At 74.7% G+C, this 23,300-nt stretch carries 22 protein-coding genes and 2 pseudogenes; 18 read left to right on the forward strand and 6 right to left on the reverse strand.

Annotation, left to right across the window (positions count from 1 at the left end):
- Positions 1-154 precede the first annotated feature (154 nt).
- From ACF1AL_RS35500 to ACF1AL_RS35515, 4 genes are read left to right on the forward strand one after another with little or no spacing between them, the layout of a single operon-like run.
- On the forward strand, positions 155-1,711 hold the full coding sequence (locus ACF1AL_RS35500) for a phage tail sheath family protein (RefSeq protein ID WP_391780796.1): 1,557 nt from the start codon (positions 155-157) through the stop codon (positions 1,709-1,711).
- Between the two features lie 33 nt (positions 1,712-1,744).
- Positions 1,745-2,185 (forward strand): phage tail protein, encoded by a 441-nt coding sequence (locus ACF1AL_RS35505; RefSeq protein WP_361621916.1) that lies wholly within the window; start codon positions 1,745-1,747, stop codon positions 2,183-2,185.
- Positions 2,182-2,688 carry a hypothetical protein gene (locus ACF1AL_RS35510; RefSeq protein WP_391780797.1) on the forward strand — a complete coding sequence of 169 codons (507 nt, stop codon included), beginning with the start codon at positions 2,182-2,184 and terminating at the stop codon, positions 2,686-2,688. The genes ACF1AL_RS35505 and ACF1AL_RS35510 overlap by 4 nt, the downstream gene beginning before the upstream one ends.
- Positions 2,685-2,843: a DUF6760 family protein gene (locus ACF1AL_RS35515; RefSeq protein ID WP_366840198.1), complete on the forward strand. Its 159-nt coding sequence runs from the start codon at positions 2,685-2,687 to the stop codon at positions 2,841-2,843. Before ACF1AL_RS35510 ends, ACF1AL_RS35515 begins: the two co-directional genes overlap by 4 nt.
- Before the next feature lie 2,189 nt (positions 2,844-5,032).
- On the opposite strand, the gene ACF1AL_RS35520 is transcribed toward ACF1AL_RS35515, so the two are convergent.
- Complete coding sequence (locus ACF1AL_RS35520) at positions 5,033-5,296, reverse strand: hypothetical protein (protein ID WP_391780798.1); 264 nt, start codon at positions 5,294-5,296, stop codon at positions 5,033-5,035.
- Positions 5,297-5,993: 697 nt separating this feature from the next.
- On the opposite strand from ACF1AL_RS35520, the gene ACF1AL_RS35525 reads away from it, so the two are divergent.
- From ACF1AL_RS35525 to ACF1AL_RS35565, 9 genes are all read left to right on the forward strand, one after another.
- Positions 5,994-6,341, forward strand: a complete 348-nt coding sequence (locus ACF1AL_RS35525; protein WP_391780799.1) for a hypothetical protein — start codon at positions 5,994-5,996, stop codon at positions 6,339-6,341.
- Positions 6,342-6,431: 90 nt separating this feature from the next.
- Complete coding sequence (locus ACF1AL_RS35530; RefSeq protein WP_363267806.1) at positions 6,432-6,857, forward strand: phage tail protein; 426 nt, start codon at positions 6,432-6,434, stop codon at positions 6,855-6,857.
- 64 nt (positions 6,858-6,921) lie between these two features.
- Positions 6,922-7,644 (forward strand): LysM peptidoglycan-binding domain-containing protein, encoded by a 723-nt coding sequence (locus tag ACF1AL_RS35535; RefSeq protein ID WP_391780800.1) that lies wholly within the window; start codon positions 6,922-6,924, stop codon positions 7,642-7,644.
- Positions 7,641-9,467, forward strand: a complete 1,827-nt coding sequence (locus ACF1AL_RS35540) for a VgrG-related protein (protein ID WP_391780801.1) — start codon at positions 7,641-7,643, stop codon at positions 9,465-9,467. The genes ACF1AL_RS35535 and ACF1AL_RS35540 overlap by 4 nt, the downstream gene beginning before the upstream one ends.
- A 208-nt stretch (positions 9,468-9,675) precedes the next feature.
- Complete coding sequence (locus tag ACF1AL_RS35545) at positions 9,676-9,993, forward strand: PAAR domain-containing protein (protein ID WP_391780802.1); 318 nt, start codon at positions 9,676-9,678, stop codon at positions 9,991-9,993.
- On the forward strand, positions 9,993-10,415 hold the full coding sequence (locus ACF1AL_RS35550) for a GPW/gp25 family protein (protein ID WP_363267811.1): 423 nt from the start codon (positions 9,993-9,995) through the stop codon (positions 10,413-10,415). Before ACF1AL_RS35545 ends, ACF1AL_RS35550 begins: the two co-directional genes overlap by 1 nt.
- The gene (locus ACF1AL_RS35555) at positions 10,415-12,385 is read left to right on the forward strand and encodes a putative baseplate assembly protein (RefSeq protein WP_391780892.1); all 1,971 of its coding nucleotides are present in this window, start codon (positions 10,415-10,417) and stop codon (positions 12,383-12,385) included. Before ACF1AL_RS35550 ends, ACF1AL_RS35555 begins: the two co-directional genes overlap by 1 nt.
- Before the next feature lie 37 nt (positions 12,386-12,422).
- Complete coding sequence (locus tag ACF1AL_RS35560; RefSeq protein ID WP_391780803.1) at positions 12,423-12,986, forward strand: phage tail protein; 564 nt, start codon at positions 12,423-12,425, stop codon at positions 12,984-12,986.
- Positions 12,987-12,990: 4 nt separating this feature from the next.
- The gene (locus tag ACF1AL_RS35565) at positions 12,991-14,277 is read left to right on the forward strand and encodes an NADase-type glycan-binding domain-containing protein (RefSeq protein ID WP_391780804.1); all 1,287 of its coding nucleotides are present in this window, start codon (positions 12,991-12,993) and stop codon (positions 14,275-14,277) included.
- 133 nt (positions 14,278-14,410) lie between these two features.
- Here the strand turns inward: ACF1AL_RS35565 and ACF1AL_RS35570 are convergent, their stop codons facing one another.
- The 3 genes from ACF1AL_RS35570 to ACF1AL_RS35580 all read right to left on the reverse strand — a co-directional run bounded on the left by ACF1AL_RS35570 (position 14,411) and on the right by ACF1AL_RS35580 (position 18,718).
- On the reverse strand, positions 14,411-15,691 hold the full coding sequence (locus ACF1AL_RS35570; protein WP_391780805.1) for a VWA-like domain-containing protein: 1,281 nt from the start codon (positions 15,689-15,691) through the stop codon (positions 14,411-14,413).
- Positions 15,692-15,852: 161 nt separating this feature from the next.
- Positions 15,853-17,136: an AAA family ATPase gene (locus ACF1AL_RS35575; protein ID WP_391780806.1), complete on the reverse strand. Its 1,284-nt coding sequence runs from the start codon at positions 17,134-17,136 to the stop codon at positions 15,853-15,855.
- Between the two features lie 112 nt (positions 17,137-17,248).
- Positions 17,249-18,718, reverse strand: a complete 1,470-nt coding sequence (locus tag ACF1AL_RS35580; RefSeq protein WP_391780807.1) for a hypothetical protein — start codon at positions 18,716-18,718, stop codon at positions 17,249-17,251.
- Between the two features lie 746 nt (positions 18,719-19,464).
- On the opposite strand from ACF1AL_RS35580, the gene ACF1AL_RS35585 reads away from it, so the two are divergent.
- Entirely contained in the window at positions 19,465-20,043 is a 579-nt protein-coding gene (locus ACF1AL_RS35585; protein WP_391780808.1) for an LLM class flavin-dependent oxidoreductase, read from the forward strand.
- 381 nt (positions 20,044-20,424) lie between these two features.
- Here the strand turns inward: ACF1AL_RS35585 and ACF1AL_RS35590 are convergent, their stop codons facing one another.
- On the reverse strand, positions 20,425-21,135 hold the full coding sequence (locus ACF1AL_RS35590; RefSeq protein WP_391780809.1) for a CGNR zinc finger domain-containing protein: 711 nt from the start codon (positions 21,133-21,135) through the stop codon (positions 20,425-20,427).
- Between the two features lie 64 nt (positions 21,136-21,199).
- Here ACF1AL_RS35590 and ACF1AL_RS35595 point away from each other — a divergent pair, with 64 nt between their 5' ends.
- From ACF1AL_RS35595 to ACF1AL_RS35610, 4 genes and pseudogenes are all read left to right on the forward strand, one after another.
- Complete coding sequence (locus tag ACF1AL_RS35595; RefSeq protein WP_391780810.1) at positions 21,200-21,964, forward strand: AzlC family ABC transporter permease; 765 nt, start codon at positions 21,200-21,202, stop codon at positions 21,962-21,964.
- The gene (locus ACF1AL_RS35600; protein ID WP_391780811.1) at positions 21,961-22,269 is read left to right on the forward strand and encodes an AzlD domain-containing protein; all 309 of its coding nucleotides are present in this window, start codon (positions 21,961-21,963) and stop codon (positions 22,267-22,269) included. Before ACF1AL_RS35595 ends, ACF1AL_RS35600 begins: the two co-directional genes overlap by 4 nt.
- A 75-nt stretch (positions 22,270-22,344) precedes the next feature.
- Positions 22,345-22,648, forward strand: a pseudogene (locus tag ACF1AL_RS35605) (ArsR/SmtB family transcription factor).
- Positions 22,645-22,749 (forward strand): annotated as a pseudogene (locus ACF1AL_RS35610) (VOC family protein); the annotation flags it as partial. The pseudogenes ACF1AL_RS35605 and ACF1AL_RS35610, both read left to right, overlap by 4 nt.
- An 80-nt stretch (positions 22,750-22,829) precedes the next feature.
- Here ACF1AL_RS35610 and ACF1AL_RS35615 read toward each other — a convergent pair.
- Positions 22,830-23,300, reverse strand: a complete 471-nt coding sequence (locus tag ACF1AL_RS35615; protein ID WP_391780812.1) for a ricin-type beta-trefoil lectin domain protein — start codon at positions 23,298-23,300, stop codon at positions 22,830-22,832.

Consider the following 23,300-nt stretch of genomic DNA (forward strand, 5'->3'; position numbering starts at 1 on the left):
GCGGCGAAGGGGCCGCCGCTGCGGGCGGGAGGGGCAGCGGTGATGCCCCCGCAATGGTCCCCGCGTCCCTGCCGGTCGCGGCCCCCGGCCGCGCAGACTCGCCCTGGACACAGCTGGACGAGCCGAACGAGCCGCAGGACCCGAAGGAGCGAGCATGCCGACGTACCTCACCCCGGGCGTGTACGTGGAGGAGGTGCAGTCCGGTGCCCGGCCGATCGAAGGGGTCGGTACCGCCGTCGCCGCGTTCGTCGGATTCGCCGGGAACGGCCCGTTCCACACGCCGACGCTGGTGACGAGCTGGGACCAGTACACCCAGCTCTTCGGCGGCTTCACCGAGGGCGCCTATCTGCCGCACGCCGTCTACGGCTACTTCGCCAACGGTGGCGGCGCCGCCTACATCGTGCGCATCGGCGGCCGCGCCGACGACGCCTCGGCCCCCGCGACGGGCGACGCCGCCCGGCGGCCGGCCCCGGCGGCGCAGCCGGTCGCCCTCGGCGGCTTCCTCGTCGCGGCCCGGCCCGGTGTCACCGGGGTCTCCGTGGAGATCGCGGACGCCGACGGCGAGAACCCGCCGGAGGACCGCTTCAAGGTCCTGGTCCGCCAGGGCGACCAGGTCGCGGAGACCTACGAGGCCTCGGTCCGCAAGAACGTCAAGGGCTACCTCGTCAACCAGGTCCGCGCCTCCCGGCTGATCCAGGTCGCCGAGCAGCAGGGCACCGCCCAGACCCGGCCCGCCGCGCAGACGCTCGCCGTGCCCGATGCCCCGGCCGCGCCCGCCGCGACGGCCTCCGACGTCGCCCGCCTGGACCCGGCGGAGTACGTCGGCGACGCCGGCGCCCGCACCGGGTTCGGCGGTCTGGAGAGCATCGACGAGATCACCATGGTCGCGGTGCCGGATCTGATGAGCGCCTACCAACGCGGCGACATCGACGCCGAGGGCGTACGCACCGTGCAACTCGCCGTGATCTCGCACTGCGAGCAGATGGGTGACCGCGTCGCCGTCCTGGACACCCCGCCCGGTCTCACCGCGCAGCAGGTGCGCACCTGGCGCAACGACGAGGCGGGCTACGACTCCCGCTACGCCACCCTCTACTACCCGTGGGTGCGTGTCTTCGACCCGGCAGCCGGCCGCAACACCACCGTCCCGCCGAGCGGCCACATCGCCGGCGTGTGGGCGCGCAGCGACGCCGAACGCGGGGTGCACAAGGCGCCCGCCAACGAGGTGGTCCGCGGCGCGGTCGACCTGGAACTGCGGCTCAGCAAGGGCGAGCAGGACCTGCTCAACCCGATCGGCGTCAACTGCGTGCGGGCCTTCCCCGGACGCGGGGTCCGGGTCTGGGGCGCGCGCACCCTGTCCTCCGACCCGGCCTGGCGCTACCTGAACGTGCGCCGCCTGTTCAACTACCTGGAGGAGTCCATCCTCCTGGGCACCCAGTGGGTCGTCTTCGAACCCAACGACGACCGGCTGTGGTCCAGCATCCGGCGCAACGTCACCGCGTTCCTCACCGAGGAGTGGCGCCGGGGCGCGCTGTTCGGCCGCACGGCCGAGGAGGCGTTCTACGTCAAGTGCGACCGTGACAACAACCCGCAGGAGTCCATCGACCAGGGCCGCGTCGTCTGCGAGATCGGCGTCTCACCGGTCAAGCCCGCGGAGTTCGTGGTGTTCCGGCTGGCCCAGTTCTCCGACAGCACCAGCCTCATCGACGAGTGACCCGCGGGTCCACAGGAAAGGTGACAGACAGTCATGGCAACGGGCGACGCACTGTCCACACACGTCTTCGGCGTGCAACTCGGCGGCTACCTGGTCGAATCGATCCAGGAGATCAGCGGCCTGACCGTCGAGGAGGAGGTCGTCGAGGTCAAGCAGGTCACCGCGGAGGGCAAGCAGATCATCCGCAAGCAGCCGGGCGCCCGGCAGGCCGGCGAGATCACGATCACCCGGGGACTCGACCAGAGCAGCGAGTTCACCAACTGGATCAAGGAGACCCTCAACAACGGGGCGGTCAACTCGGCCCGGCAGAACCTCACCATCGAGATCAAGGACTCCGAGGGCAGCACCGTGCGCCGCATCCAGCTCATGCAGGGCTGGGCCTCCCGGTGGGAGGGGCCGTCGCTGCGCGCGGGTGAGTCGTCCGCGGCGACCGAGTCCGTCACGATCGTGTTCGAGGAGATCGTGGTCGAATGAGACGCCGTACGGTGACGGCGGGCAGCCTGGAGGAGATCCTCCAGGCGACCGAGCCCGCCCCCGCCCCCGCCGCCGCGCCCGAGCCGGCGGCTGCGCCCCTCCCGGCAACCGCGCCGCGCCGGGAGGATCACGGACTGCGCACCGAGTTCGAGTTCGAGCTGCCGCGCGGATACGTCGACGAGGCGGGCACCGTGCACCGGCACGGCGCGATGCGCCTGGCCACGGCACGCGACGAGCTGCGTCCGCAGATCGACCTGCGCGTCAAGGAGAACCCGGCGTACCTGAGCGTGGTCCTGCTGAGCCAGGTGATCACCCGGATCGGCACGATCACCGACGTGCACGCCGGGGTCGTGGAGCGGATGTACGCCACCGACGTCGCCTTCCTCCAGGACTTCTACCGCCGCGTCAACAGCGAGGGCCACACCCGCGCCGCGGTGACCTGCCCGCACTGCGAGGGCGGCTTCGAGGTCGACCTCTCGGGTGGGCGCCTGGGGGAATCGTGACGTACGCCCTTCCCCGGCTCCGGGAGGAGATCGCGTACGTCGCCTACCACTTCCACTGGCGGCGCGAGGAGATCCTCGACCTGACCCATGACGAACGCCGGCAGTGGGTCGCCGAGATCGCCCGGATCAACACCCGTATGAACGAGGGCGGTTAGCACATGGCTTGGCGGGACAGGCTCCGCCGTCGTGCCCTCGCGGCCCGATCCCGCGTCCCGGGGCGGCCGCAGGCACCGCGTGCGGCGGGTGGCCCGGGTGCCCCGGATCCCTTGGGCTCCCCGGGTGCGGCGGACTCCGCAGGGGCCTCGGGCGTGCCCGGCGGTGCGCAGGGTGATCCGGCCGGTGCGAACGGGCCGTCGGGCGCGGGCCGTTCTGTGCCGCGCGACTGGGACGGGGGCTGGCGCCGTACGGCCGTGCCGGAGCTCACCCTGTCCCGGGCCCCGCTCGGGGTCAGCGACGGCCTCGCCTTCCGGGCCGGGCTGACCGCCTGGCAGAACCCGTCGTTCGACAGCGGCCTCGGACACGCGCTGACGCCCATGGCCCCCACGGGCCTGGTGCGCGGCGTCACCCGCCCCGCGACCCCGCGGCCCACGCAGCCCGCCGGGGGACCGCTGCTGCTGAGGGCCGTGCGCCCGAAGGGTGCGCAACTCCCGGCCGACGACGTCCCGGACGCGCGGACCCCCGGCCCCGCCGTGCCGGGCCAGGGCTCCCGGGCCGCCGCACCCTCCGGCGGCCGCACCGCCGGCCGTACGGCCTCGACCTCACCCGGCGAGACCCCGGCGGGACCGCGACGGCAGCCGGCCGGCGGCTCGCCCGGCGGTACCCCAACGCCCGGGCCGGCCTCTTCGCGTGGGGGCGCTCCGACATCCGGCGCGGGTCCCTCGCAGGGTCGTGCCCCTTCACGTGGCGTCACCTTGCCTCGCGAAGGGACTCCTTCACCGGGCGGGGCTCCGGCGCGTGGCGGAGTTCGTTCACCGGGCGGGGCGTCCGCCCCCGCAATGCCCCCTGCTGCCGACCGTGCCGCCCCTGACCGTGCCGGGGCCCGCGGGTCATCGGACGCCGGGCCCGGCCGCTCCCGGGGGCTTACGTCGGAGCAGTCGCCCGGCGTGCTCTCCCCTGTCGCGCCGGCGGCCACGACGGGCTTCCGGGCCGTGACTCCGGACGACGCCGGTGCCGGCACGACGCCTGGCGCGCCCCGCGCCGCCGTGGGCTTCGGCAACGGCACCGCCGTCCCGCCGACCCCGCTCGTACGCCGGGTGGCGGTGATCCCTCCGGCGGTCACCCCGGGGCCTTCGCACCGTGCCGCCACGAACGGCGCCTTGCCCGACGGCGGCCGTACGTCCGCACCTTCGGCCGCCCGGCAGCCCGGCGCCTTGAGCGCCGGAGCGCGAGCCGGATGCGACAGCGAGCAGCCGCAGACGGCCGGCGCCGCGCGGAGCGGCGAGCCGCGCCCCCGCGTCCGCGCCGTCCCGACGGGCGTCGGTCTGACCGTCGCCCGGCGCCCTGCCGCCCCCGTGCGCCGCCTCGCAGCGGTGCGGCCGGCCCCCGGCGCTGCCCCCGCCCCGGCGACGCCCGAACCGGCCGGCCCACCGACCACCGTCTCCGCCCGGGGCACGGGGACGGCAACGCTTGAGCTCACTGGCCCGCCGACCACTGCCTCCGTCCAGCGCACCGCGACGGCGGCGCGCGGCCGGGCGCCGCTCGGTGCGCCGCTGGGCGGCCTCCCTCCGACGGCGATCCCGCAGCCGCAGCCGCAGCCGCAGCCGCCGGCCGGCGGCGAGGCCGGAGCCGGCACGGCACCCGGCCCCACGCTGCCGGTCCTCCAACGCCGGACCGACGACGCCTCCGTGCCGCACGGCGACAGCCGCATGGGCATCGGCGGGCGCCGTGCGGCGGCGGTCACTCCGGACGTCCATGACGGTGCGCGGGGCACGGCACCCGGCGCCCCGGCTGACGCCCGCGACTGGACCGCGCCCGGCCGGGGTGCTTCCGGCGCCCGCGTGCGCGGCGGCCTCGGCGCGCCGCTGTCCGCACTCCCGCCCAGCGCCGACCGCCCCGCCGCCACCGCCACCGGGCCCGCGTCAGGGGGCGCCTCCTCCGAGTCGTCGCCCGGGGCGCCGTCAGTCACGGCGCCGTCGGTCACGGACGTCCAGCGGGCTCCGGCACGTCGGGAGGGGGGCGCCACGCCTGCTCCGCCGCCGTCCTCCCCGGCCGGCGCACCGGCTGGGGACGCACCGCTGCTCGGGCCGGCCGACGTCCAGCGGCGCCTTGCCACCCCGGCCGCGCCGCCCGCCGCGCCCGTCGCCGGACCCCTCGACGGCCCCATCGGACCGCTGGTGACGCCCCCTCAGGCGCCCGGCAGCGCCCGCACGTCGGCGTCGGACGTGCCGGCGCCCGGTTCCGGACCCACCACGGTGCCGACGCCCGCCCCCGCGGTCGGCCTGGCGTCCGGGCCGGTCACCGGGGCGAGAGCCGACACCGCGCGCCCGGTCGCCGTCACCGCGAGCGGTAGCGCGCACACCCCTGCCGCCCACGGCGCCCCCGGCACCGCGGCCGGCCGGGCGGCCGCGACGGCGACCCGGGCGGGCTCGCCCGGCGCCTTTCCGCTCACCGTGGCCCGTTCCGCCGTCGCGGCCGCATCCCGGACCGTCCCGCTGCTCGCCGGCCGCCCGCTCACCCTGAGCACGCGGGCCCCGGAGGGCGCGGAGCCCCGTGCCACGGCCCCGTCCCGCGGCCGTCCCGTGGTGGCGGCGCGCTGGCCGAGCACACCGGCCGACGCACCCGGCGACACCACCCGGCCCGCCGAACCACCGGCCCGGCGCGAGGACGCCGGACGGACCCCGGGCCGTATGGAGCCACCGGTTCAGCGCAGCACCGCCGGAGCGTCCGCCCCGGCCCCCGCGCGGACCGCCGGACCGGCAGCGCACCCGGCGCCGTCGACGGCCCACCAGACCTCTCACGTCGCACCGCACCCGGTGCCCTCCACGCCCCACCGGACCTCTCACGTCGCGCCGCACCCGGCGCACCACAGGTCCAACGCCCCCGCGGTGCCGTACGTCCAGCGGGTGGCGGCCGATGCCGTCCCACCGCACGTGCCGGGCGCGGGGCCGCGGGCCGGTGGACCGTCCGATGGGGCGCCGCGCCTCCCGGACGCCGTCCGGGGCGTCCCCGTCGTCCGTCCCGCTCCGCCGGGGGCGTCCGCGGCCGGTGCGCCCGTCGCCGTACCGGCGCACTCTCTTCCGGTCACGACACCGCAGACCCCGCCGCTCGCGGACCGTCCGCCGCCGGCCCCGGTGTGGCCCGCGCCGGTGGCCCGCGCACGGGTCGCGGTGCCGGGCACGGCCGCGCCCGTGCAGCGCGACGCCACCGGCGCCGCCGGGTCCGTCCGGGGCGTACCGGCGAAGGAGACGCCGGCGCGCGGCCGGCCACGGTCGGCGTCGACGGGCTCGCTCCCGCCCTCCGCCCCCGCCCCCGCCCCCGCCGCCACCGGTGTGGGCAAGGCGGCGGCCCGTCGCCCCGAGAGCCCGCCGCCCGAGGCCGGTCTCGACCTGGACGACCTGGCGCGGCGGCTCATCGACCCCGTGGCCCGGCTGCTGCGCGCCGAACTGCGCCGCGGCCGGGAGCGCACCGGCCGGCCCTATGACGGACGCCGCTGAGGAACCGCCCGCGACGCACACCGACAGCCCCCGCGCACCGCACGACGCACGACGCACGACCGACGACCCCCGACTGGCAAGTGACGAGGAATGACCGACAGCATCTTCGCGACGAGCGTGTTCTTCCGGCTCGCGATCGGCGGCAGTGATCTGGGCGCCTTCAACACCTGCTCCGGCATGGGCGCCGAGGTCGAGATGGAGACCTACGCCGAAGGGGGCAACAACGGCTTCACCTGGCAGCTCCCGAGCCGTGTGTCCTGGTCGAACATCACGCTGACCCGTCCGGTCACCGCGGACACCGCGAAGATCGCCCGCTGGCTCGACGAGACGCTGAAACGGGTGGAGCCCAAGGACGGCGAGATCGTGGCGCTGAGACCGGATCTGAGCCGGATCATCAGCTGGCAGGTCCTCGGGATCGTCCCCGTGCGCTGGCAGGGCCCGTCCTTCGACCCCGCCAGTTCCCAGGCGGCCATCGAGACCCTGGAGATCGCCCACCAGGGACTGCGCCCCTCCTGACCGGCCCGGGACGCCGTCCCACCCGTCCACGACCGCCGCCCGTCCCCGGAAAGGAAGCCACGGCATGTTCTCAGCGGTCCGCTCCAGCCGGGCCCGGGCCCAGCTCACCCTGAAGGAGCCCCCGACCTCCGTCGGCGCCAAGCCGGGCGGGACGATCGCCCAGCTCGACCTCCAGTTCAACCCGTCCACGCTCCAGCTGAGCAAGACCACCGAGTGGCGGCGCACCCCGTCCCGGATGGCCGGGCAGTCGGCGCTGCCCGAGTTCGTCGGCAGCGGCCCGCGCGAGCTGAGCCTGGAGGTGTTCCTGGACGCCACCGCCACCCACGACGACTCGGTGGAGCTGGCGGTGGAGACGCTGATGGAGGCGTGCGTGCCGACTCCGGCCAGCCTCGGCCGCAAGAAGCCGGCCAGCCCGTGGGTGCGGTTCGAGTGGGGTACGGCGCGCACCACCTCGTTCGACGGCGTGCTGTCGAGCCTGTCGGTGACGTACACGCTCTTCGACGTGGACGGCAGGCCGCTGCGGGCCACGTGCGCGCTGTCCATCGAGGAGGCGAGCGTCGACCCGCCGGGGCAGAACCCGACGTCCGGGTCGCGCACCGCCCGCAGCACGCACACCGTGGTCGCCGGCGACAGCCTCGCGCTGCTGGCGTGGCGGGAGTACGGCGACGCGACGGCCTGGCGGGTCATCGCGGAGGCCAACGACATCGACGACCCGATGGCGCTCGTGCCCGGCACCGAACTGGTGGTGCCCGGGCTGCGCGACGCCGGGGCCGAGGAGGAGCAGTGACGACACCCGAGGCCCGGGGCGGCCGGTCGTTCGCGGCGGACCCCGTCATCGAGACGCCCGGCGAACTCCCGCGGATCTGGGCCGCGCAGCTGGTGAGCTGCGTGGTCGACGAGAACATGGGGCTGCCGGACGCGGCGGTGCTCACCTTCCGCGACCCCGACCACGAATTCCTCCGGGCGACCGGCATCACCATCGGCACGCCCGTGCGGGTGTCGGTGGTGACCGTCTCCGGGCAGGCGCGGGAGCGGCTGTTCGACGGCGAGGTGACCGGCCTGGAGGTCGACCGCGACCGCACCGGCTCGTTCACGGTGGTGCGCGCCTACTCCCGGGCACACCGCCTGCAACGGGGCCGCAAGGTCGTGGCGTACCGCAACATGACGGCGGAGGCGATCGTACGCAAGGTGGCCGCGGGCGCCGGGCTGGCGTGCGGCCGGGTCGAGGCGGCGCCCGTCACCTACGGGCAGCTGTCGCAGGCCAACGTCTCCGACTGGGACTTCCTGCAGTACCTGGCGCAGGAGAGCGGCGCGCAGGTGCACGTCGACGACAAGGGGCTGCTGCACTTCGCACCGCCGCAGAAGGCGTCGGGGGCGCCCGCGCCGTCCACCTCGGCCACCCGGAATCCGATGGTGCTGGAGTACGGGCGCAATCTGCTGGCGCTGCGGGCCTCGCTGTCGGCCGCGGACGGCGCCTCGCAGGTGGAGGTGCGCGGCTGGGACGTCACGACGAAGCGGCCGCTGGTGGCCCGCGCGCCGTCGGTGGAGAGCGACACGGTGGTGCCGGGGCTGAGCCCGGCGCTGAGCGCGCGGTTCGGCAGGTCGTCGAAGCTCACCGTCACGGACACGCCGTACCGGACGCAGGCGGAGACGACGGCCGCGGCGGACGCGACGGCCGCCCACGTCAGTGCCTCCTTCGGCGAGCTGGAGGCCGTGGTGGAGGGCAACCCGCGGCTGCGGGCGGGCCTGCCGGTCGCGCTCGGCAACGTCGGGCAGGCGTTCTCCGGCCGGTACACGGCGACGGCCGTCCAGCACGTCCTGGAGCCGCACGGCGGGTACCGGACGACGGTCTGGGTCAGCGCCAGCCCGGACCGCTCCCTGACCGGCCTGGTGACCGGGGCGAACGCCCCGGCCCGCAGCCCGCGCATGCCAGGTCTGGCGATCGGCGTGGTGACGGACGTACGGGAGCCGGGCGGTGCGCAGAGCGGCGCCGTACGGCTGAAGTTCCCCTGGCTGGACGACACCTACGTCACGGACTGGGTGCGGACCGTGCAGTGGGGCGGCAAGGGCGGCGGGGGAGTCGTCAGCCCCGAGGTCAACGACGAGGTGCTGGTGGGCTTCGATCAGGGGCTGCTGGACAGCCCGTACGTCATCGGCGGCCTGTACAACGGCGTGGACACCCCCTCGGCGCACGACGTGCCCCTCGTCGACGGCACCAGCGGCCGGGTCAACCGCCGTTCCCTCGTGTCGCGTTCGGGACACCGGGTGGAGCTCCTCGACGCCCGGGCGCCGGGTCCCTCCGGCGTCCGGCTGCGCAGTGCCGACGAGCGCCTCGAGGTGTTCCTGGACGACCGGCGGGACCGGATCGAGCTGACCGTGTACGCCGGCCGGACCCGGCAGGCGCTGACCTCCGTACGGCTCGACAGGAAGGGCATCACGCTGGATGCCGGCCGGGGTGACGTGAGCGTGTCCGGCCGCAATGTGGACATCCAGGGCCGGGTCGGCGTGAACGTCGCGGGCCGCAAGGTCCGCGTGTCCGGCAGTTCGGAGGTCACCGTCGACGGCGGCCTGCTGGGCGTCCTGAAGGCCAAGCTCATCCGCATCAACTGAGCCCGCGCACCCGTCGACCCGTCCGCACCCTCGTCAAGCACCCACACAACCTCGACCCACCCCGCACACCCGCCCACCACCCGCACATCCCTCGACCCACCTCCTCGATCGACCCACCCCCTCGACCGACCCGCACCCCTCGACCGATCCACCCCTCGACCGATCCCGTGCACCGTCCGGGCGGTCGGACCGACGAAAGGAGCGCCGCATGCCGGCCGCAGCCCGCAGCGGTGACCCCACCAACCACGGCGGCGTCATCGCCACCCCGCCGCCCGGCGCCGCCAGGGCGGTCGCGACCGTGCTCATCGGTGGCCGACCCGCCGCCGTGGTGGGCAGCCTGCACACCTGCGCCGTGCCCCCGCACCTGGCGCTGGGCCCGGGAAACGTGATCATGCCGGACCCGGCGGCCCTCGCCCGCAGCCGCGTCCTCATCGGCGGGCTGCCGGCCGCGCGCGTGCGCGACAAGACCTCGTGCGGGGCGATGATCTCGGCCGGCCACCCGACCGTGCTGATCGGGGGCGAGTGATGAGCGAGCGGTTCATCGGCCGCGGCTGGGCGTTCCCGCTGCGCGTCGGACCGACCGGCGGGATCGCCATGGTCGAACGGGAACGGGAGATCGAGGAGGCCATCCGGCTCGTCCTCGGCACCGCGCCCGGAGAGCGCCCGATGCGCCCCGAGTTCGGCTGCGGCATCCACGAGTACGTCTTCGCGCCGGGCGACGGCGCCACCGCTGGCCGCATCGCCCGGCAGGTGCGCGAGGCACTGGAGCGCTGGGAGCCGCGCATCGCGGTGGACGACGTGGTGGTCGCCTACGACGCGGTCGAGGCCGGGACCCTGTACATCGACGTGCACTACACCCTGCGTTCCACCAACGACCGGCGCAACCTGGTCTTTCCCTTCTACACGATCCCCTCCGAGGAGGGGGCCGAGGAATGGGGCGCCGCCTGATGGCCCTGCCCTCCCCCAACCTGGACGACCGGCGCTTCCAGCAGCTCGTCGACGAGGCGAAGCGGTACGTGCAGCAACGCGCCCCGGAGTGGACCGACCACAACGTCTCCGACCCGGGCGTCACCCTGATCGAGACGTTCGCCTACCTGGTCGACCAGTTGCTGTACCGGCTGAACCGGGTGCCGGACAAGAACTACACCGCGTTCCTCGACCTGCTCGGCATCCGTCTGTTCCCGCCGGCGGCGGCCGTCGCCGACGTCGACTTCTGGCTGTCCGCGCCGCAGCCCGACACGGTGACGCTGCCCGCCGGCACCGAGGTGACCACGGCCGGCGGCGAGGCCGACGCGGCCGTCACGTTCACCACCACCGACGAACTGCGCATCGTGCCCAGCGAACTGGTCCGGCTGGTCACCGCGCCCCGCACCGGCGAGCAGAGCGACCGTACCGGCGAACTCGCCGAGGGCCGGGACGTGCCCGCGTTCCAGGCGGCGCCGGAGGCGGGTGACGCGCTGCTGTTCGGTCTGCCGGCGGCGGTGCCGCGCTGCGTGGTCGCCGTGCGCCTGGACAGCCGGGTCGAGGGCATCGGCGTGGACCCGCGCCAGCCCCCGCTGGTGTGGGAGGCGTGGGACGGCTCCGGCTGGCGGATCTGCGAGACCGGCGAGGACTCCACCGGAGGCCTGAACCGCCCCGGCGAGGTCATCGTGTACGTACCGGCCGGGCATACGGCGTCCGTGATCGGCGGCGTCCGGGCCGGCTGGCTGCGCTGCCGGGTCACCCGGCCGGAGCCCGGCCAGCCGTTCTACTCCGAGTCCCCGACGGTCCGTGAGGCGTCGGTGTTCACGGTGGGCGGCACCATGACGGTCGAGCACGCGGAGACCGAGACCGACGTGCCGCTCGGCACCTCCGAGGGGGTCGCCGGGCAGACGTTCCGCATCGGCCGCCCGCCCGTCCTCCTCGACCGGGAGCCGCCCGTGGTGGAGGTGTCCTCCGCCGACGGCTGGCAACGCTGGGACGTCGTCGAGCACTTCGGCCGCTCGCGACCGGCCGACCGGCATGTCCGGGTCGACGCCACCACCGGCGAGTTCACGTTCCCGCCCGCGCTGCGCGAAGCCGACGGCACCCTGCGCCAGTGCGGCGCGGTGCCGCCCAAGGGCGCCGTCGTGCGGGTGGCCCGCTACCGCACCGGCGGCGGGCCCGCCGGGAACGTCGCCCGCGGCGCGATCTCCGTCCTGCGCAGCTCCGTCCCGTACATCGCCCGGGTCGTGAACCGGGAGGCGGCGAGCGGCGGCGTCGCCGGGGAGACCGTCGCCAACGCCAGACTGCGGGCGCCGGACGCGCTGCGCATGCAGGAACGCGCGGTCACCGCCGACGACCACGAGACGATCGCCCGCCAAGCCGCCCCCTCCCTGCGCCGGGTGCGCTGCCTGCCCGCCGGGGGAGCGGGCGCGGTACGGGTCCTGGTCGTGCCGGACGCGGTCGCCGACGAGGGCGACGACCGGCTCCGCTTCGAGCAGCTCATCCCGTCCGACGAGGTCCTGCGGGCGGTCACCGCGCAGCTCGACGAACGCCGGCTGATCGGCACCCGGCTCGTCGTTGAACCGCCCGTCTACCAGGGCGTCACCGTCGTCGCCCGGCTCGCCGCGGCGCCCGCCGCCACGGACCGCGTCCGCGACGCCTGTCTCGCCGCGCTGTACCGCCACCTCAACCCGCTGACCGGCGGCCCCGACGGCGCCGGCTGGCCCTTCGGCCGGCCCGTCCAGTACGGCGACGTCTTCGGTGTGCTGCAACGCGCCGCCGGTGACGCGTTGGTCGAGGAGATCCTGCTGTTCCCCGCCGACCCCGTCACCGGGCGGCGCGGGGCGCCGACGGACCGCATCGACGTGGCCGCCGGCGCACTGGTCTTCTCCTACCAGCACCAGGTCGTGGTCACCGCGGTGGAAGCGCAGGACCGGGGGGAGGTGCGGGGATGAGCGCGTCCGCCACCGCCGCACGGACGGGGGTCCGCCGGTGAGCCGCGCCGCGATACCCGGGCTGCCGAGCCGGTACCCGATCGGCGGGCACCTGCCCGCACTGTACGCCGACGACGACTTCGCGCAGCGTTTCACCGCCGGACTGGACACCGTCCTCGCCCCGGTGTTCGCCACGCTCGACAACCTGCCCGCCTATCTGGACCCGCGGGTGGCCCCGGCCGACTTCCTGACCTGGCTGGGGTCCTGGGTGGGCGCCGCCGACGATCCGGCGTGGCCCGTGGAACGACGCCGCGAGGCGGTCGGCCGCGCCATGGAACTGCACCGGTGGCGCGGCACCCGGCGCGGTCTCGTCGAAGCGCTGCGGCTCGCCCTCGGTGTGCACGCCGAGGTCACCGGTGACGGCGCCGCGGTGTGGTCGGCCACCCCGGGCGCCGACATGCCGCCACCCCCCGCCGAGGTCCTGGTCCGGGTGTGGCCCGGAGAAGGCGGGCAGGTGGACCCGGACCGGGTCCAGGAGGTGCTCACGGCCATGTGCCCCGTGCACACCGTCTGCCGCCTGGAGATCCTGCCCGGCCCGCCCACCGACGACGAAGGGAGGTGACGCCGTGCGCGCCTGTCCCGCGTGCGGGGCGTCCAACGACCCCACCGACGACTTCTGCGGCAACTGCGGCGCGTACCTGGGCTGGTCGGACCGCCCGGCCGCCGAGCCGACCGTACCGGCTCCCGGCGAGCCGTCGTCGCCGGACCCCGAGGAGCCGCCGACGGCCGAGCCGCCGCGCGGTGGATCCGCGCCGCGGCCGTCCCCGACCGAGACCGCGACGGCACCGGAGGCCACCCCGTCGCCGGCGACGGGTGACCGGACGGCGCCGCTCACGGCCGGTGACCGGTCCCCGGCCTCCACCGGCGCAGACGGCGCGCCCCCGCCCGAACCGGACCCGCCCGCCACGCCACCCGCGTCCGCGCCGCCCGCCGCCCGTGTGCCGCACACCCGACGCAGGGGCCACGGCCCCGCCGGGGCGGGGGACCTGACCACGTCTCCCGCCGCGGACCCGGCCCCGGCCGCCCCTCCCTCCCGGCCACCCGTGGGACCGAGCGCTCCCATGCCCGCCCCCGCCCCGGTCCAGCCGGTGCTCCCCGCCAAGCCGGTGGCCCCCCGTCCCGTCGTACGGCCGGTGGCAGCGGCCGACGACGTGACGGGGCCGCCCTGCCCTTCCTGCGGGGTGCCCAATCCACCCGGCCGCCGCTTCTGCCGGCGTTGCGCGGCCCCGCTGGACCCCGTCGCGCCGCCCGAGGCGCTGCCCTGGTGGCGGACCGTGTGGCCGTTCCGCCGCGGGGTGCGGTCGGGATCGGGAAGGGCGGTGCGGCTGCTGGTGATCCTGGCCGTGGTCTCGGCCCTGTGCGCCGGCGGTTTCCTGCTGCTCCCGGCCGGACAGGCCCTGTTCGAGGACACGCGGGACAAGCTGGGCGACGCCCGGCAGGTCACCCCGGCACGGACGACGGCGAGCGCCGAATCCCCGGGGCACCCGGTGGCGAACACCACCGACGGCGTGAGCAACAGCTACTGGGCCGCACCCGCGGCGGGCGCGACGGTGACGTACACCTTCGGCACGCCGTTCCGGCTGGTCGACGTCATCGTCACGAACGGCTCCTCCTCGGACCCGCAGGAGTACGCCGGCGAGGCGCGCGCCCTGCGCATGGACCTGGTGGTGACGACCCGTGACGGCGAGCAGCACCGCAGCGAACTCACCCTGGCCGACAAGCCGGGCCCGCAGACGTTCCCCACCGGGTTCAGCGACGTCCACATGGTCAGTCTGACCCTGCGCTCCCCGGCCGGCCTGGCACCGGGTCACCGACTCGCCCTCGCCGAGGTCGAGTTCTTCCAGCGCGCCTGACACCGCCGGCGGCACGACTCGACGTACCCGCATCGGGCAGCCGCGGCTGCCCTCATCGCGGCGCAGAGACGTGCGGACGGCTTGGAGTCCGTGGCGAGAACGTGGCCCGGTTCTCCGCCCCCGGGCGGCACCCTCAGCCGATGGTCACCACCCGTGCCCAGGCCGGCGGTTTGTCCGGGACGTACTCCGTGTCGTCCTCATGGACCGGGCGGGAGGGGCGGGGGAAGAGGCCGACGACAGTGCGGCAAGGCGGCTGTTCGCTGGGCCACGGGGTCTGGCCGTCCGTGAGGGCGACGACGACGTCCGGGCGGGGCCGGGACCGCAGGGCCTTGTCGAATCCGGCGCGCAGGTCCGTGCCCCCGCCGCCGATCAGCTCGATGTTCTCGGCACGGCAGATGGGTACGGCGATCCTGGCTGCCGCGTCGCACGAGAGGACCGAGACCAGGTCGCGCCGCCCACCCACCGCCCGGGAGATCGCGGCGACCTCCAACAGCGCGCTGCCCAGCTCGGCGTCGCTCACCGACCCGGAGGTGTCGATCACCACGCAGACCCGGGGCGGCGTACGGCGCAGGCTCGGCAGCACCACCCCGGGGACGCTCACGGAGCGCCGGGACGGGCGCCGGTAGCTGTGGTTTTCCCCCGCTCCCGGGGCGCCCGCCGCCGAGCGGATCGCCGCGCCCAGCAACTGCCGCCACGGCTGCGGCGGGTGGAATGCCGCGTCGGCCCAGCGGCGCCACCCTTGGGGCGCGTCGCCGGCTTTGCCCTTGATGCCCTCGGCCACCCGGAAGCGGACCGCGTCGCGCTGCTGCCTGCTCAGCCCGTGGGCCCCGTCGGCGCCCAGTTCCCACGGCCGCTCCTGGCCGTCGGCGCCGCTGCCGCAGTCCAGCCAGGCGAGTTCCGCGGTGAGGGAGGACATGGAGGCCATCCGCAGGTATTCCTCCATCAGCAGTTCGTCGGGCAGCCGCAGCAGGGAGGGCAGTACCGCCCCGGCAGGCCGGGGCAGTCCCTCGTCGTAGATGTCGTCGTTGATCTCGAAGTCGGCGGCGATGTTCCGTCGCAACCGCTCGCCCGGCCCGTGCTCGTCGTGTTCCCGCGCGTAGCGCTCGCCACGCCCGTGGTGGTCACGCAGGAGGTGGGAGACCTCGTGGACCCATACGCCCGCCAGCTCCTCCACGGGGGTGCGGGCCACGAACGCGGGCGAGACGTAGCAGCGCCAGTACGCGTCGACCGCCATGGTCGGCACCGAGGGGTCCTCCACGACATGCAGCGCGAACAGGGCATCGGCCAGGTAGGGGCGGACCTTCACCGCGTGCAGCCGGGCGGCCAGTAGTTTCTCCCGGTCCAGCCGGAGGGCGGGCGTCCTGACCGGTTCCCCGGAGCCCGGCGACGACGACGCCGGTGCGGCCCCCTCCACGCGCAGAGGCGGGAGGGGAGACGGAGGACGGGGCGCCGGGCGCGCGGGCTCGGGCCGTGGCACGGGACGAGGTGCCGGGCGCGCAGGCGCGGTCGCAGAGGCCCGGCGCGGTGACGCTGGTGAAGGTGCCGGAGGCGGCACCGGACCTCGCGTGGCCCCCGTCATCGGCTCGCCCCCGCCACCCGACCGGGCCGGGGCGCCCTGACCCGTTCCACCGACTCATCCGCGCGGCGGGCGAGACCGATCACCACGGTGAGCCGTTCCACCGCCTCCGGTACCTCCCAGTCGTCGCGCCGCAGCGCGGCCAGGGTGGTCGCCGGGGCGACCAACAGGTCCGGGGCGCCGGTCTCCAGCGCCCGGACCAGGACCGCCCAGGCGGCCTCCCACCGCTGCCGCTCCGGGCGGGCCCCGACGGCGGCGATCACCGCCTCCAGTGCCGCCTGCCGCAGGTCGCCCCGCTCGGGCAGGTCGGCGGCGGCCGGGTCGGCGAGCAGCGTCTCGGGGTCCGGAAGGTCCATGCGGTCCAGGTGGGCGAGGAGTTCGAGGCCGGGGCCGTCGCCCACCGCGCCCCGCACCAGCAGCGCCAGCACCTCGCGGGAGACCGCGGCCGCCGTGCCGAAGGCCAGCAGGGTCAGCGCAGCTTCCCAGCTGCGAGGCGAGGGCCAGGCGCCGCCGCGCCGGGTCTCCGTGCTGGGCAGCCGGTGGATGAGCGTGGGCCGGACCTCAAGGAAGCCGCAGACCGCGCGCCGGGCGAAGGTGACGGCCTCCGGCAGGCGTTCCGGGTCCAGTCGGGGCAGTCTGGCGCGGGGCCACACCCCGCCCAGTCCGCGCACGACCACGTCCCGGTCGTGCACCCAGTACAGATGGACGAAACGGTTGGCCAGCGGAGGGCTCAACTCCCATCCGTCCGCCGCGGAGGCGCGCGGATTGGCGGCGGCCACGATCCGTACGCCGGACGGCAGTTGCAGGGCTCCGACCCTCCGTTCCAGAACCACCCGCAGAAGTGCGGCCTGGACGGCCGGGGTGGCGGTGGACAGCTCGTCGAGGAAGAGCAGCCCACGGCCGGCGCGCACCAGCTCCACAGCCCACTGCGGCGGCGCCATGGGCACTCCGCGCACTTCCGGGTCGTCGCCGACGATGGGCAGCCCGGCGAAGTCGGACGGCTCGTGGACGCTGGCGATCACGGTGGTCAGCGGCAGGTCCAGGGAGGCGGCGAGCTGTGTGAGGGCCGCGGTCTTGCCGATGCCCGGCTCGCCCCAGAGCAGCACGGGCAGGTCGGCGGCGACGGCGAGGGTGAGCGCTTCGAGCTGTTCGTCGGGGCGGGGCTCGGTGGTGGTCGTGCGCAGTAGGCCGAGGAGGTCGTCGGCGAGAGCGAGCTGGGTGACGGTCGGGGAGGCGCCGGGGGCGGCGGGGACGGACATGGGCAGCAGGGTGCTGGCGGTCATGGGCATCACCTGGGGTGTGAGCAGGGAACGGAACAGCGCGGGACGGGCTGTTCCGGAAGTCGTCGGGGCTTACGGCGCCGAACGCCGGCGCGGAGCTGACGAGTTCGCGGTGTCAGCCGGGCAGGCCGGTGCGCGGTCGGCCCCGTGCGGCCCGCTTGCTGCGCATCGCGGGCGGCATACGGCGGTCGAGACGGGGCCTGTGGCCCGCATCGCCGCGTTCCCCGCCCTGCACGGTCCCGCCTTCGGCGGTGGGGGCGGCCGGGTGCACGGCGACCAGTCCGGAGCGGAAGAGTCCGTGATCGATGCGGCGTGCCGCGGCCGACTGCAGTGCGTCCCGGAGCGGTCCGTCGCGCAGCACAGCGGCACGGCCGAGCAGTCCTTCGACCACGGCCAGCGCCCCGGTGACGTCACCGTGACGGAGCCGTTCCCGGACGGCGGGCAAAGCCTCCGGTTCGCGGTGCACCGCATCGATGGCCCGCAGGCAGGGCAGTGCCGGTCCGCCGAGGGCCACGAGCAGTGCTTCCCGGCGCAGTTGGGCCGGATCGTGGTCGACGGCCGTCAGCACCCCGTCCCGCAGGGCGATCCGGTGGGTCTGCCCCCGGCATTCCACCCGGTGCGGGTCACTTGTCCCGGCCTCCGTGGCGGCCTCGGGTGCGGAGCCGGACGGCACCGGCAGGGCCGCGGCGACCAGTGGGTGCAGCCGCCCGGCCGGAACCAGTCCGGCCCGCAGCAGTTCCAGATCCGGCAGGACACGGGAGGCGGCCTCCGGCAGCACCGGGAGCGCCGAGGCCTCGTGCACGGGCAGCGGCTCCCGCAGCGGCCGGAGGGCGGGGACGTGGCTGTCGTCGGGGGCGGCGAGTTCGAGCACGGCGCGGCTGCGGGCATCGAGCCGGACGGTGAACGCCCCACGGGACCGCCCTTCGGCGCGCAGCAGCAGTTCCGCCTCGGCGGCCCAGCGCTCCACCGCCCAGGGGGCCTCGAACGCGCCGGTCCGGCCGAGCTCCGGGAGCGGTCCGAACGGCGCCGCCCGGGCTGTCCCGTGGGCGCCGCAGCGCCGGGCCAGTTCACCGCAGCGTGTGACGTCCCACAGGTGCCGGTGCAGGTCGAGCCGGAAACGCCGGTCGGGATGCGGGTGCGGATGGTGCCGCGGAGTGTCGCGCACCAGTCCCTCCCACAGGGTGAGGGACATGCGCTGTCCGGCGTCCGCCCGGACAGGTGGGGTGCGCACCACCAGCTCGAGCGGGCCGCTGCCGTGGGTGGCGTACCGGGCGAGCGTGAGGGTGAGGCCGGGCCGCAGCAGCCCGTACGGGGCGACGCGGGGCATGTGCCAGCGCAGCAGATCCGGCGAAAGCCGGCGCAGGTCCGCGCGGAGGCGTCTGACCAGGTCGGTGCCGTGGCGGTGGCGCACGGCGCTCAGATCGAGATCGACGTCGATCCGGGCGGCGGCACAGGCCCCGGCCCAGTCTCCGGCCGCGCGGCGTGCGGTCGCGGTCTCGATCATGGACGGTGGCACGGCGTACTGACGTACACGCTGCCACATCAGCAGGCGGGGAGGGATGTCGTTCGCGGTGTGATGTGCCATCAGCACTCACCCGAAGCGAACGATTCCCCCCATCCATACGAGGAGTAGGTGATCATCTCCGTCAGCGTAACCCTTCCGAAGACGATCCGGCAGTCCCTTTTCCGGACCACGCGCCGCGGACCAGCGCGGTGTTGGCTTGTGCAGAGGAGAGGCGAGAGCGGGTGGTACATCCGCCCCGGACGCTCCAAGGTACAAAGGCCCGGACGGCGCCGACCTCGCCATCGAGGGCGCCGTAATTCCCGATGCCGTCGCCCAGGGCCTCGCCCTGGCCCGTAGGGGCGGTGCCAGGTCGTTCGCGGGGCTCAAGCCACAGAACCCAGCCAGTGGCAGGCTCCATCTGTGTCGGCCGGGGCCGCTCTTCGCCCCCCACTCAGTCGCCCTTCAAGGGACTGGGGAAGTTCAGCGAGCGAGGGGACGTCAATGAGCTTGGCTGCCTGTCGCGGCGGAGCATGTCGAAAAGGCGATGGAGTGGATCGCAGCCGAAGTCACCCCGCGACTCACCTGATGCCGTAGCGGGGGAGGCCGCCTGGTTGATCAAGCCGCCGCGTGGAGGAGGCGTCCGAGCCGGCGGATGCCCTTCGCGCTCGGCTGAGGCGAGATGGGCGTAAGCAGGGCCGGGTCGGCCTTGGGGTGGTGCCCGAGCCGGTCGGCATCATCGACGGGGACGGCATGGCGCGGGCCGAGGAGCGGTACGGCCGGTTGGACGTGCCGACGAGCAACACGGCGGTCACCCGAGTGACCTGGGAGTGGTCCGGCGACGCGGATCTGCGGCCGGTCCGGGAGACGAGGGCCGGCTGCTCCTCGGTGTCGCTCCTGGCTACCTCGAGCCGGAAATGGCCGCGGTGGGTGTGCGGCTTTCCGAGCGGGGCGGCCGCACCGACGAGTACCTGGACGCGATGCGGCAGTTGTGGAACGAGCCGCAGCCGGCGTTCCACGGCCGCTATGCGAACTTCGAACGCGTCGACGCATATCCGCGCCCGGTGCGTCCCGACGGCCCGCGGATCATGATCGGCGGGCACAGCCCGGCCGCGTACCGGCGGGCGGTCCTCAAGGGGCACGGCTGGATCGGCAACGGCAGCTCTCCGGAGGACCTGGAAACCCACCTCGAAGGTCTGCGCAAAGCCGTGGCGGAGGTGTCCCGGCCGGCGCAGCTGGGCCGTTTGGAGATCAACTTCATGCAGATCAACCCCGTCGAGGTGGACGCGGACAGCGCGCGGCGCTACGCGGAACTCGGAGTGGACCGGCTGCTGGTCTACCCGCTGCCGCTGGAGGACCCGGCCGAGGTGAGCGCGTTTCTGCAACGGCACGCCGATCTCACACGCTGACCGAGAGCGTTTCGGCGCAGTCGTGTGACGTGGGCGATCGGAGGTCCGTTCGCCGATCGCCCACGAGCGAAGTCGCTTCCAGCGGCCCCGGCAGATGCGGTCGACGAGCACCACGAGCGCGGTGATGCGGTACCCGCGTCAGGCATGCCGCGGCGCCCGTCTGATGGTCCGATAGCACTGCGGGCAGGACCGGGGCCTGCTGTGCAGGCTCGCCGTCGAACAAGTCGGCAGCGGCGCGCTGGGGGAAGGGGCCGGCCGTCGGACTCGGGTGCGGCGGGTCCGTGCGCGACTCCGCTCGCGCATGAGAGCAGTCGGCCGTCCGGCCGGCCGCTGTGGCCGAGCCCGTCCGCGAGCGGTCGGGGGAGGGGGGCGGTGGGTCGCTCAGGCGCGGGAACGGTGGTAGTGGCGGCGGGCGCGATCCCGGTTGCCGCAGTCGCCGGAGCTGCACCAGCGGCGCGTGCCGCTGCGGCTGCGGTCCAGGAAGAACCATCCGCAGCCCGGGCCCTCGCAGCGCCTGATCCGCTGCACGAGCGGACTGGCGAGGAGTTCGTCGGCCTGCAGGGCCAGGGCATGGGCCAGGTCCTCGAAGGCGGTCGCCCGTACCTGCCAGCGCAGCGGCAACACCGGTGGCAGCTCGGCCTCCTGACGGGCCCTCACGATCGACCGGCGCAGGATCTCCCAGGGACCGTCCGGCAGCGGGCTGCGCTCGGTCAACGCGTCCAGCACCTCCCAGAGGGCGCTCCGCAAAGTCTCCAGCCCGGCGAGATCGTACGAGGAGCGGGACGGATCATCCAGTTCCTCGCCGTCGGCCCCCGCGGCCCGCGCGCTCTGTTCACCGCAACCGCTTCGTTCGTCGGGCACGGTCGGGTGCGGCAGCTTCGTGGCTTCCTTGGCGGGGAACAGTCCGACACGGCCGGCCCAGCGGATCCAGGCCTCGACGCCTTCCACGCGGGCGACGCGGCGGTGGGGGTCCGTGCGCCAGGCGACGGTGTTCGCGAAGTCGAGGACGGGGTGTCCGCCGACAAGGGCCACCTCGGCATGGGTGGGGCGCGCCGCCGGTCCCTTGCCGGTCGTGTCCTGGGCTCTGTTCACCTGCACCAGCCTAACCACCCCCTATCTAATGGTCATAGGCGCTTATGGCTGTTAGGTTGTGCTTATGTTCAAGCAAGTTCCCCCGCACGAAGGCGCGTTACCCCGACAAGGACTGCGCGCGGGACTGCGCGTCGGGTGCACCCTCGGGACGGCTTCGTTCCTGCTGGCGGTGAGCTTCGGGGCGATCACGCAATCGCAGGGGTGGGCCGCTGCCGGCGCCGTCCTCTGCTCGATGGCCGTCTTCTCCGCTTCGGCACAGTTCGCGCTCGTCTCGACGCTCGGCGCGGGAGGCGGGGTGGCCTCGGCCGTCGTCGCCGCCGCCCTCGTCAACGCGCGTTTCCTGCCCATGGGTGTGGCGGCCTCCGGTTCCCTGCGCGGAGGGCGGTTGCGCCGGGCCGCGGAGGCCCAGGCGGTGGTGGACGGCTCGTGGGCCGCCGCGCACCTGGGGGGAGGCCGCTTCGACCGACGGGTGCTCTTCGCTGCCAGCGCCGTCCAATGGGGCCTGTGGGCCGCGGGCACGGCGCTCGGTGTGGTGCTGGCGCCCAGCCCCCATCTGCTGACCTCTCTCGGCCTGGACGTCGTGGCGCCCGCCATGTTCCTGTTCCTCCTTCTCGACGCGCCCGGGGCCGGCCGTCTCTACTGGACGACCGCGCTGCTGGGCGGAGTCATCGCCGCGGGACTGTCCTTCCTCCTCCCTGCCGGGCCGGCGCTGATCGGGGCTGCTTGCGCCTCCCTGCTGGCCCTGGCACGCCCCGTGCCGAAGGAGGACCGGGGCGGTCCACGCCGGCGGCAGACGAACGATCAGCCCGGAACGGAGCCCTTGCAGTGACCCCCTGGCCGGCCATCGCAGCCGTCGCCGTCCTCAGCTTCGCCCTCAAGGCTGCCGGCCCGACGACGCTCGGCGAGCGCGAGCTGTCCCCTCGAACTCGGGCGGTGATCTCCCTCATGGCTCCCGCCCTGCTGGCAGGACTCGTGACGACCGGTGTCGCCGGTGACAGGTGGCGCACGGTGGACCCCGCTCTCCTGGTGGCCCTGACGGCCGTCCCACTCCTGCGCCGATTCCGGCTGCCCCTGCCGGCCGTCCTCGTCGCCGCGGCCCTCCTGGCCACCGCCGTGCGTGGACTGACGACCTGACCACTCGGAGAGCCGACTCGGTGCCCGGCGGATCTCGACTTGACAGGCAAGGGAGAGCTTGCCCCTTCCGTGGTCGTGGCCGAACACCTTTTCAAAGCCATGGCCGACCCCGCCTGCCGCACCATCCTCGACAAGCTCGCGGCGCAATCCGGGCAGACACTGTTCGAGAGCTGCTCGCGGCTGAGCATGAAACATCAGCTCGGGATCTCGCGCCAGGCAGTCTCCGGCACCTCGCCGTGCTGGAAGCCGCCGGGCTCGTTGAGACCAGGCGGGAGCCCCGCTACAAGTTCCACGACCTGAATTCGGCCCCGCTGCGGCACAGATCACCGAGCGATGGCTCGTGCCCGACGCATCGGGACCGGTGGAGATCGCTCCATAAAGACCTATCTGGCCAGTGTCTTCGTCGACGACCAGGCCAGAGCCCTGCGTTTTTGCACCGAGGTCCTCGGCTTCGTGAAGAAGCACGACGTCCCGGTGGGCCCGCGCACTCTCGTGGAGGTTGCAGGGTGGCGGGCCGCCGGTGAGGGCGGCCCGCCCGGCTCACAGGGTCGGCCGCGGGGTCATACCGGGTCGATCACCCAGCGGGACGCCGTGCTGATGGTGGGCTGGAAGACGACCGTGGCCCCCACCCGTCCGTTCGCGTCCAGGTACTTGCCGCTCCAGTTGTGCTGGATGGACTTCGGGCTGCCGGACGTGGTCGTCCACTTCTGGTACGCGCCGCCGTTGCAGGGGAACGTGTAGACGTCCGTGCCGTTCCCGTCGAGGCAGTGGCCCGACGCCGGGTTCCTGAAGACGCCGCCGCTGATCTGCCACACCTGCTTCGCACTGCGGTCGCAGGTGCCGAGTACCAGGTCGCCCTTGCCGCCCGAGATGTTGACCTGGAGGCAGGAGTTGCTGCTGTTGCCGTTGATCACCTGGTAGTTCACGGCCGCCGCCTGGGCCGAGGCCGTTCCGCCGACCAGCAGCGCCGCACCGCATGCGAGCGCCGCCCCCGCGCCGGCGAGTCGGGTGAGGCTTGCCTTGAGTTCCAT

The organism is Streptomyces sp. NPDC014801, from assembly GCF_043082085.1.
In the GTDB taxonomy this organism is placed as follows: domain Bacteria; phylum Actinomycetota; class Actinomycetes; order Streptomycetales; family Streptomycetaceae; genus Streptomyces.

Excerpts from the sequence above, each read along its gene's own strand:
- ACF1AL_RS35500 (WP_391780796.1), top strand. The coding sequence starts at position 155 with ATGCCGACGTACCTCACCCCGGGCGTGTACGTGGAGGAGGTGCAGTCC.
- ACF1AL_RS35505 (WP_361621916.1), top strand. The coding sequence starts at position 1,745 with ATGGCAACGGGCGACGCACTGTCCACACACGTCTTCGGCGTGCAACTC.
- ACF1AL_RS35510 (WP_391780797.1), top strand. The coding sequence starts at position 2,182 with ATGAGACGCCGTACGGTGACGGCGGGCAGCCTGGAGGAGATCCTCCAG.
- ACF1AL_RS35530 (WP_363267806.1), top strand. The coding sequence starts at position 6,432 with ATGACCGACAGCATCTTCGCGACGAGCGTGTTCTTCCGGCTCGCGATC.
- ACF1AL_RS35535 (WP_391780800.1), top strand. The coding sequence starts at position 6,922 with ATGTTCTCAGCGGTCCGCTCCAGCCGGGCCCGGGCCCAGCTCACCCTG.
- ACF1AL_RS35545 (WP_391780802.1), top strand. The coding sequence starts at position 9,676 with ATGCCGGCCGCAGCCCGCAGCGGTGACCCCACCAACCACGGCGGCGTC.
- ACF1AL_RS35550 (WP_363267811.1), top strand. The coding sequence starts at position 9,993 with ATGAGCGAGCGGTTCATCGGCCGCGGCTGGGCGTTCCCGCTGCGCGTC.
- ACF1AL_RS35555 (WP_391780892.1), top strand. The coding sequence starts at position 10,415 with ATGGCCCTGCCCTCCCCCAACCTGGACGACCGGCGCTTCCAGCAGCTC.
- ACF1AL_RS35575 (WP_391780806.1), bottom strand. The coding sequence starts at position 17,136 with ATGACCGCCAGCACCCTGCTGCCCATGTCCGTCCCCGCCGCCCCCGGC.
- ACF1AL_RS35580 (WP_391780807.1), bottom strand. The coding sequence starts at position 18,718 with ATGGCACATCACACCGCGAACGACATCCCTCCCCGCCTGCTGATGTGG.
- ACF1AL_RS35595 (WP_391780810.1), top strand. The coding sequence starts at position 21,200 with ATGTTCAAGCAAGTTCCCCCGCACGAAGGCGCGTTACCCCGACAAGGA.
- ACF1AL_RS35615 (WP_391780812.1), bottom strand. The coding sequence starts at position 23,300 with ATGGAACTCAAGGCAAGCCTCACCCGACTCGCCGGCGCGGGGGCGGCG.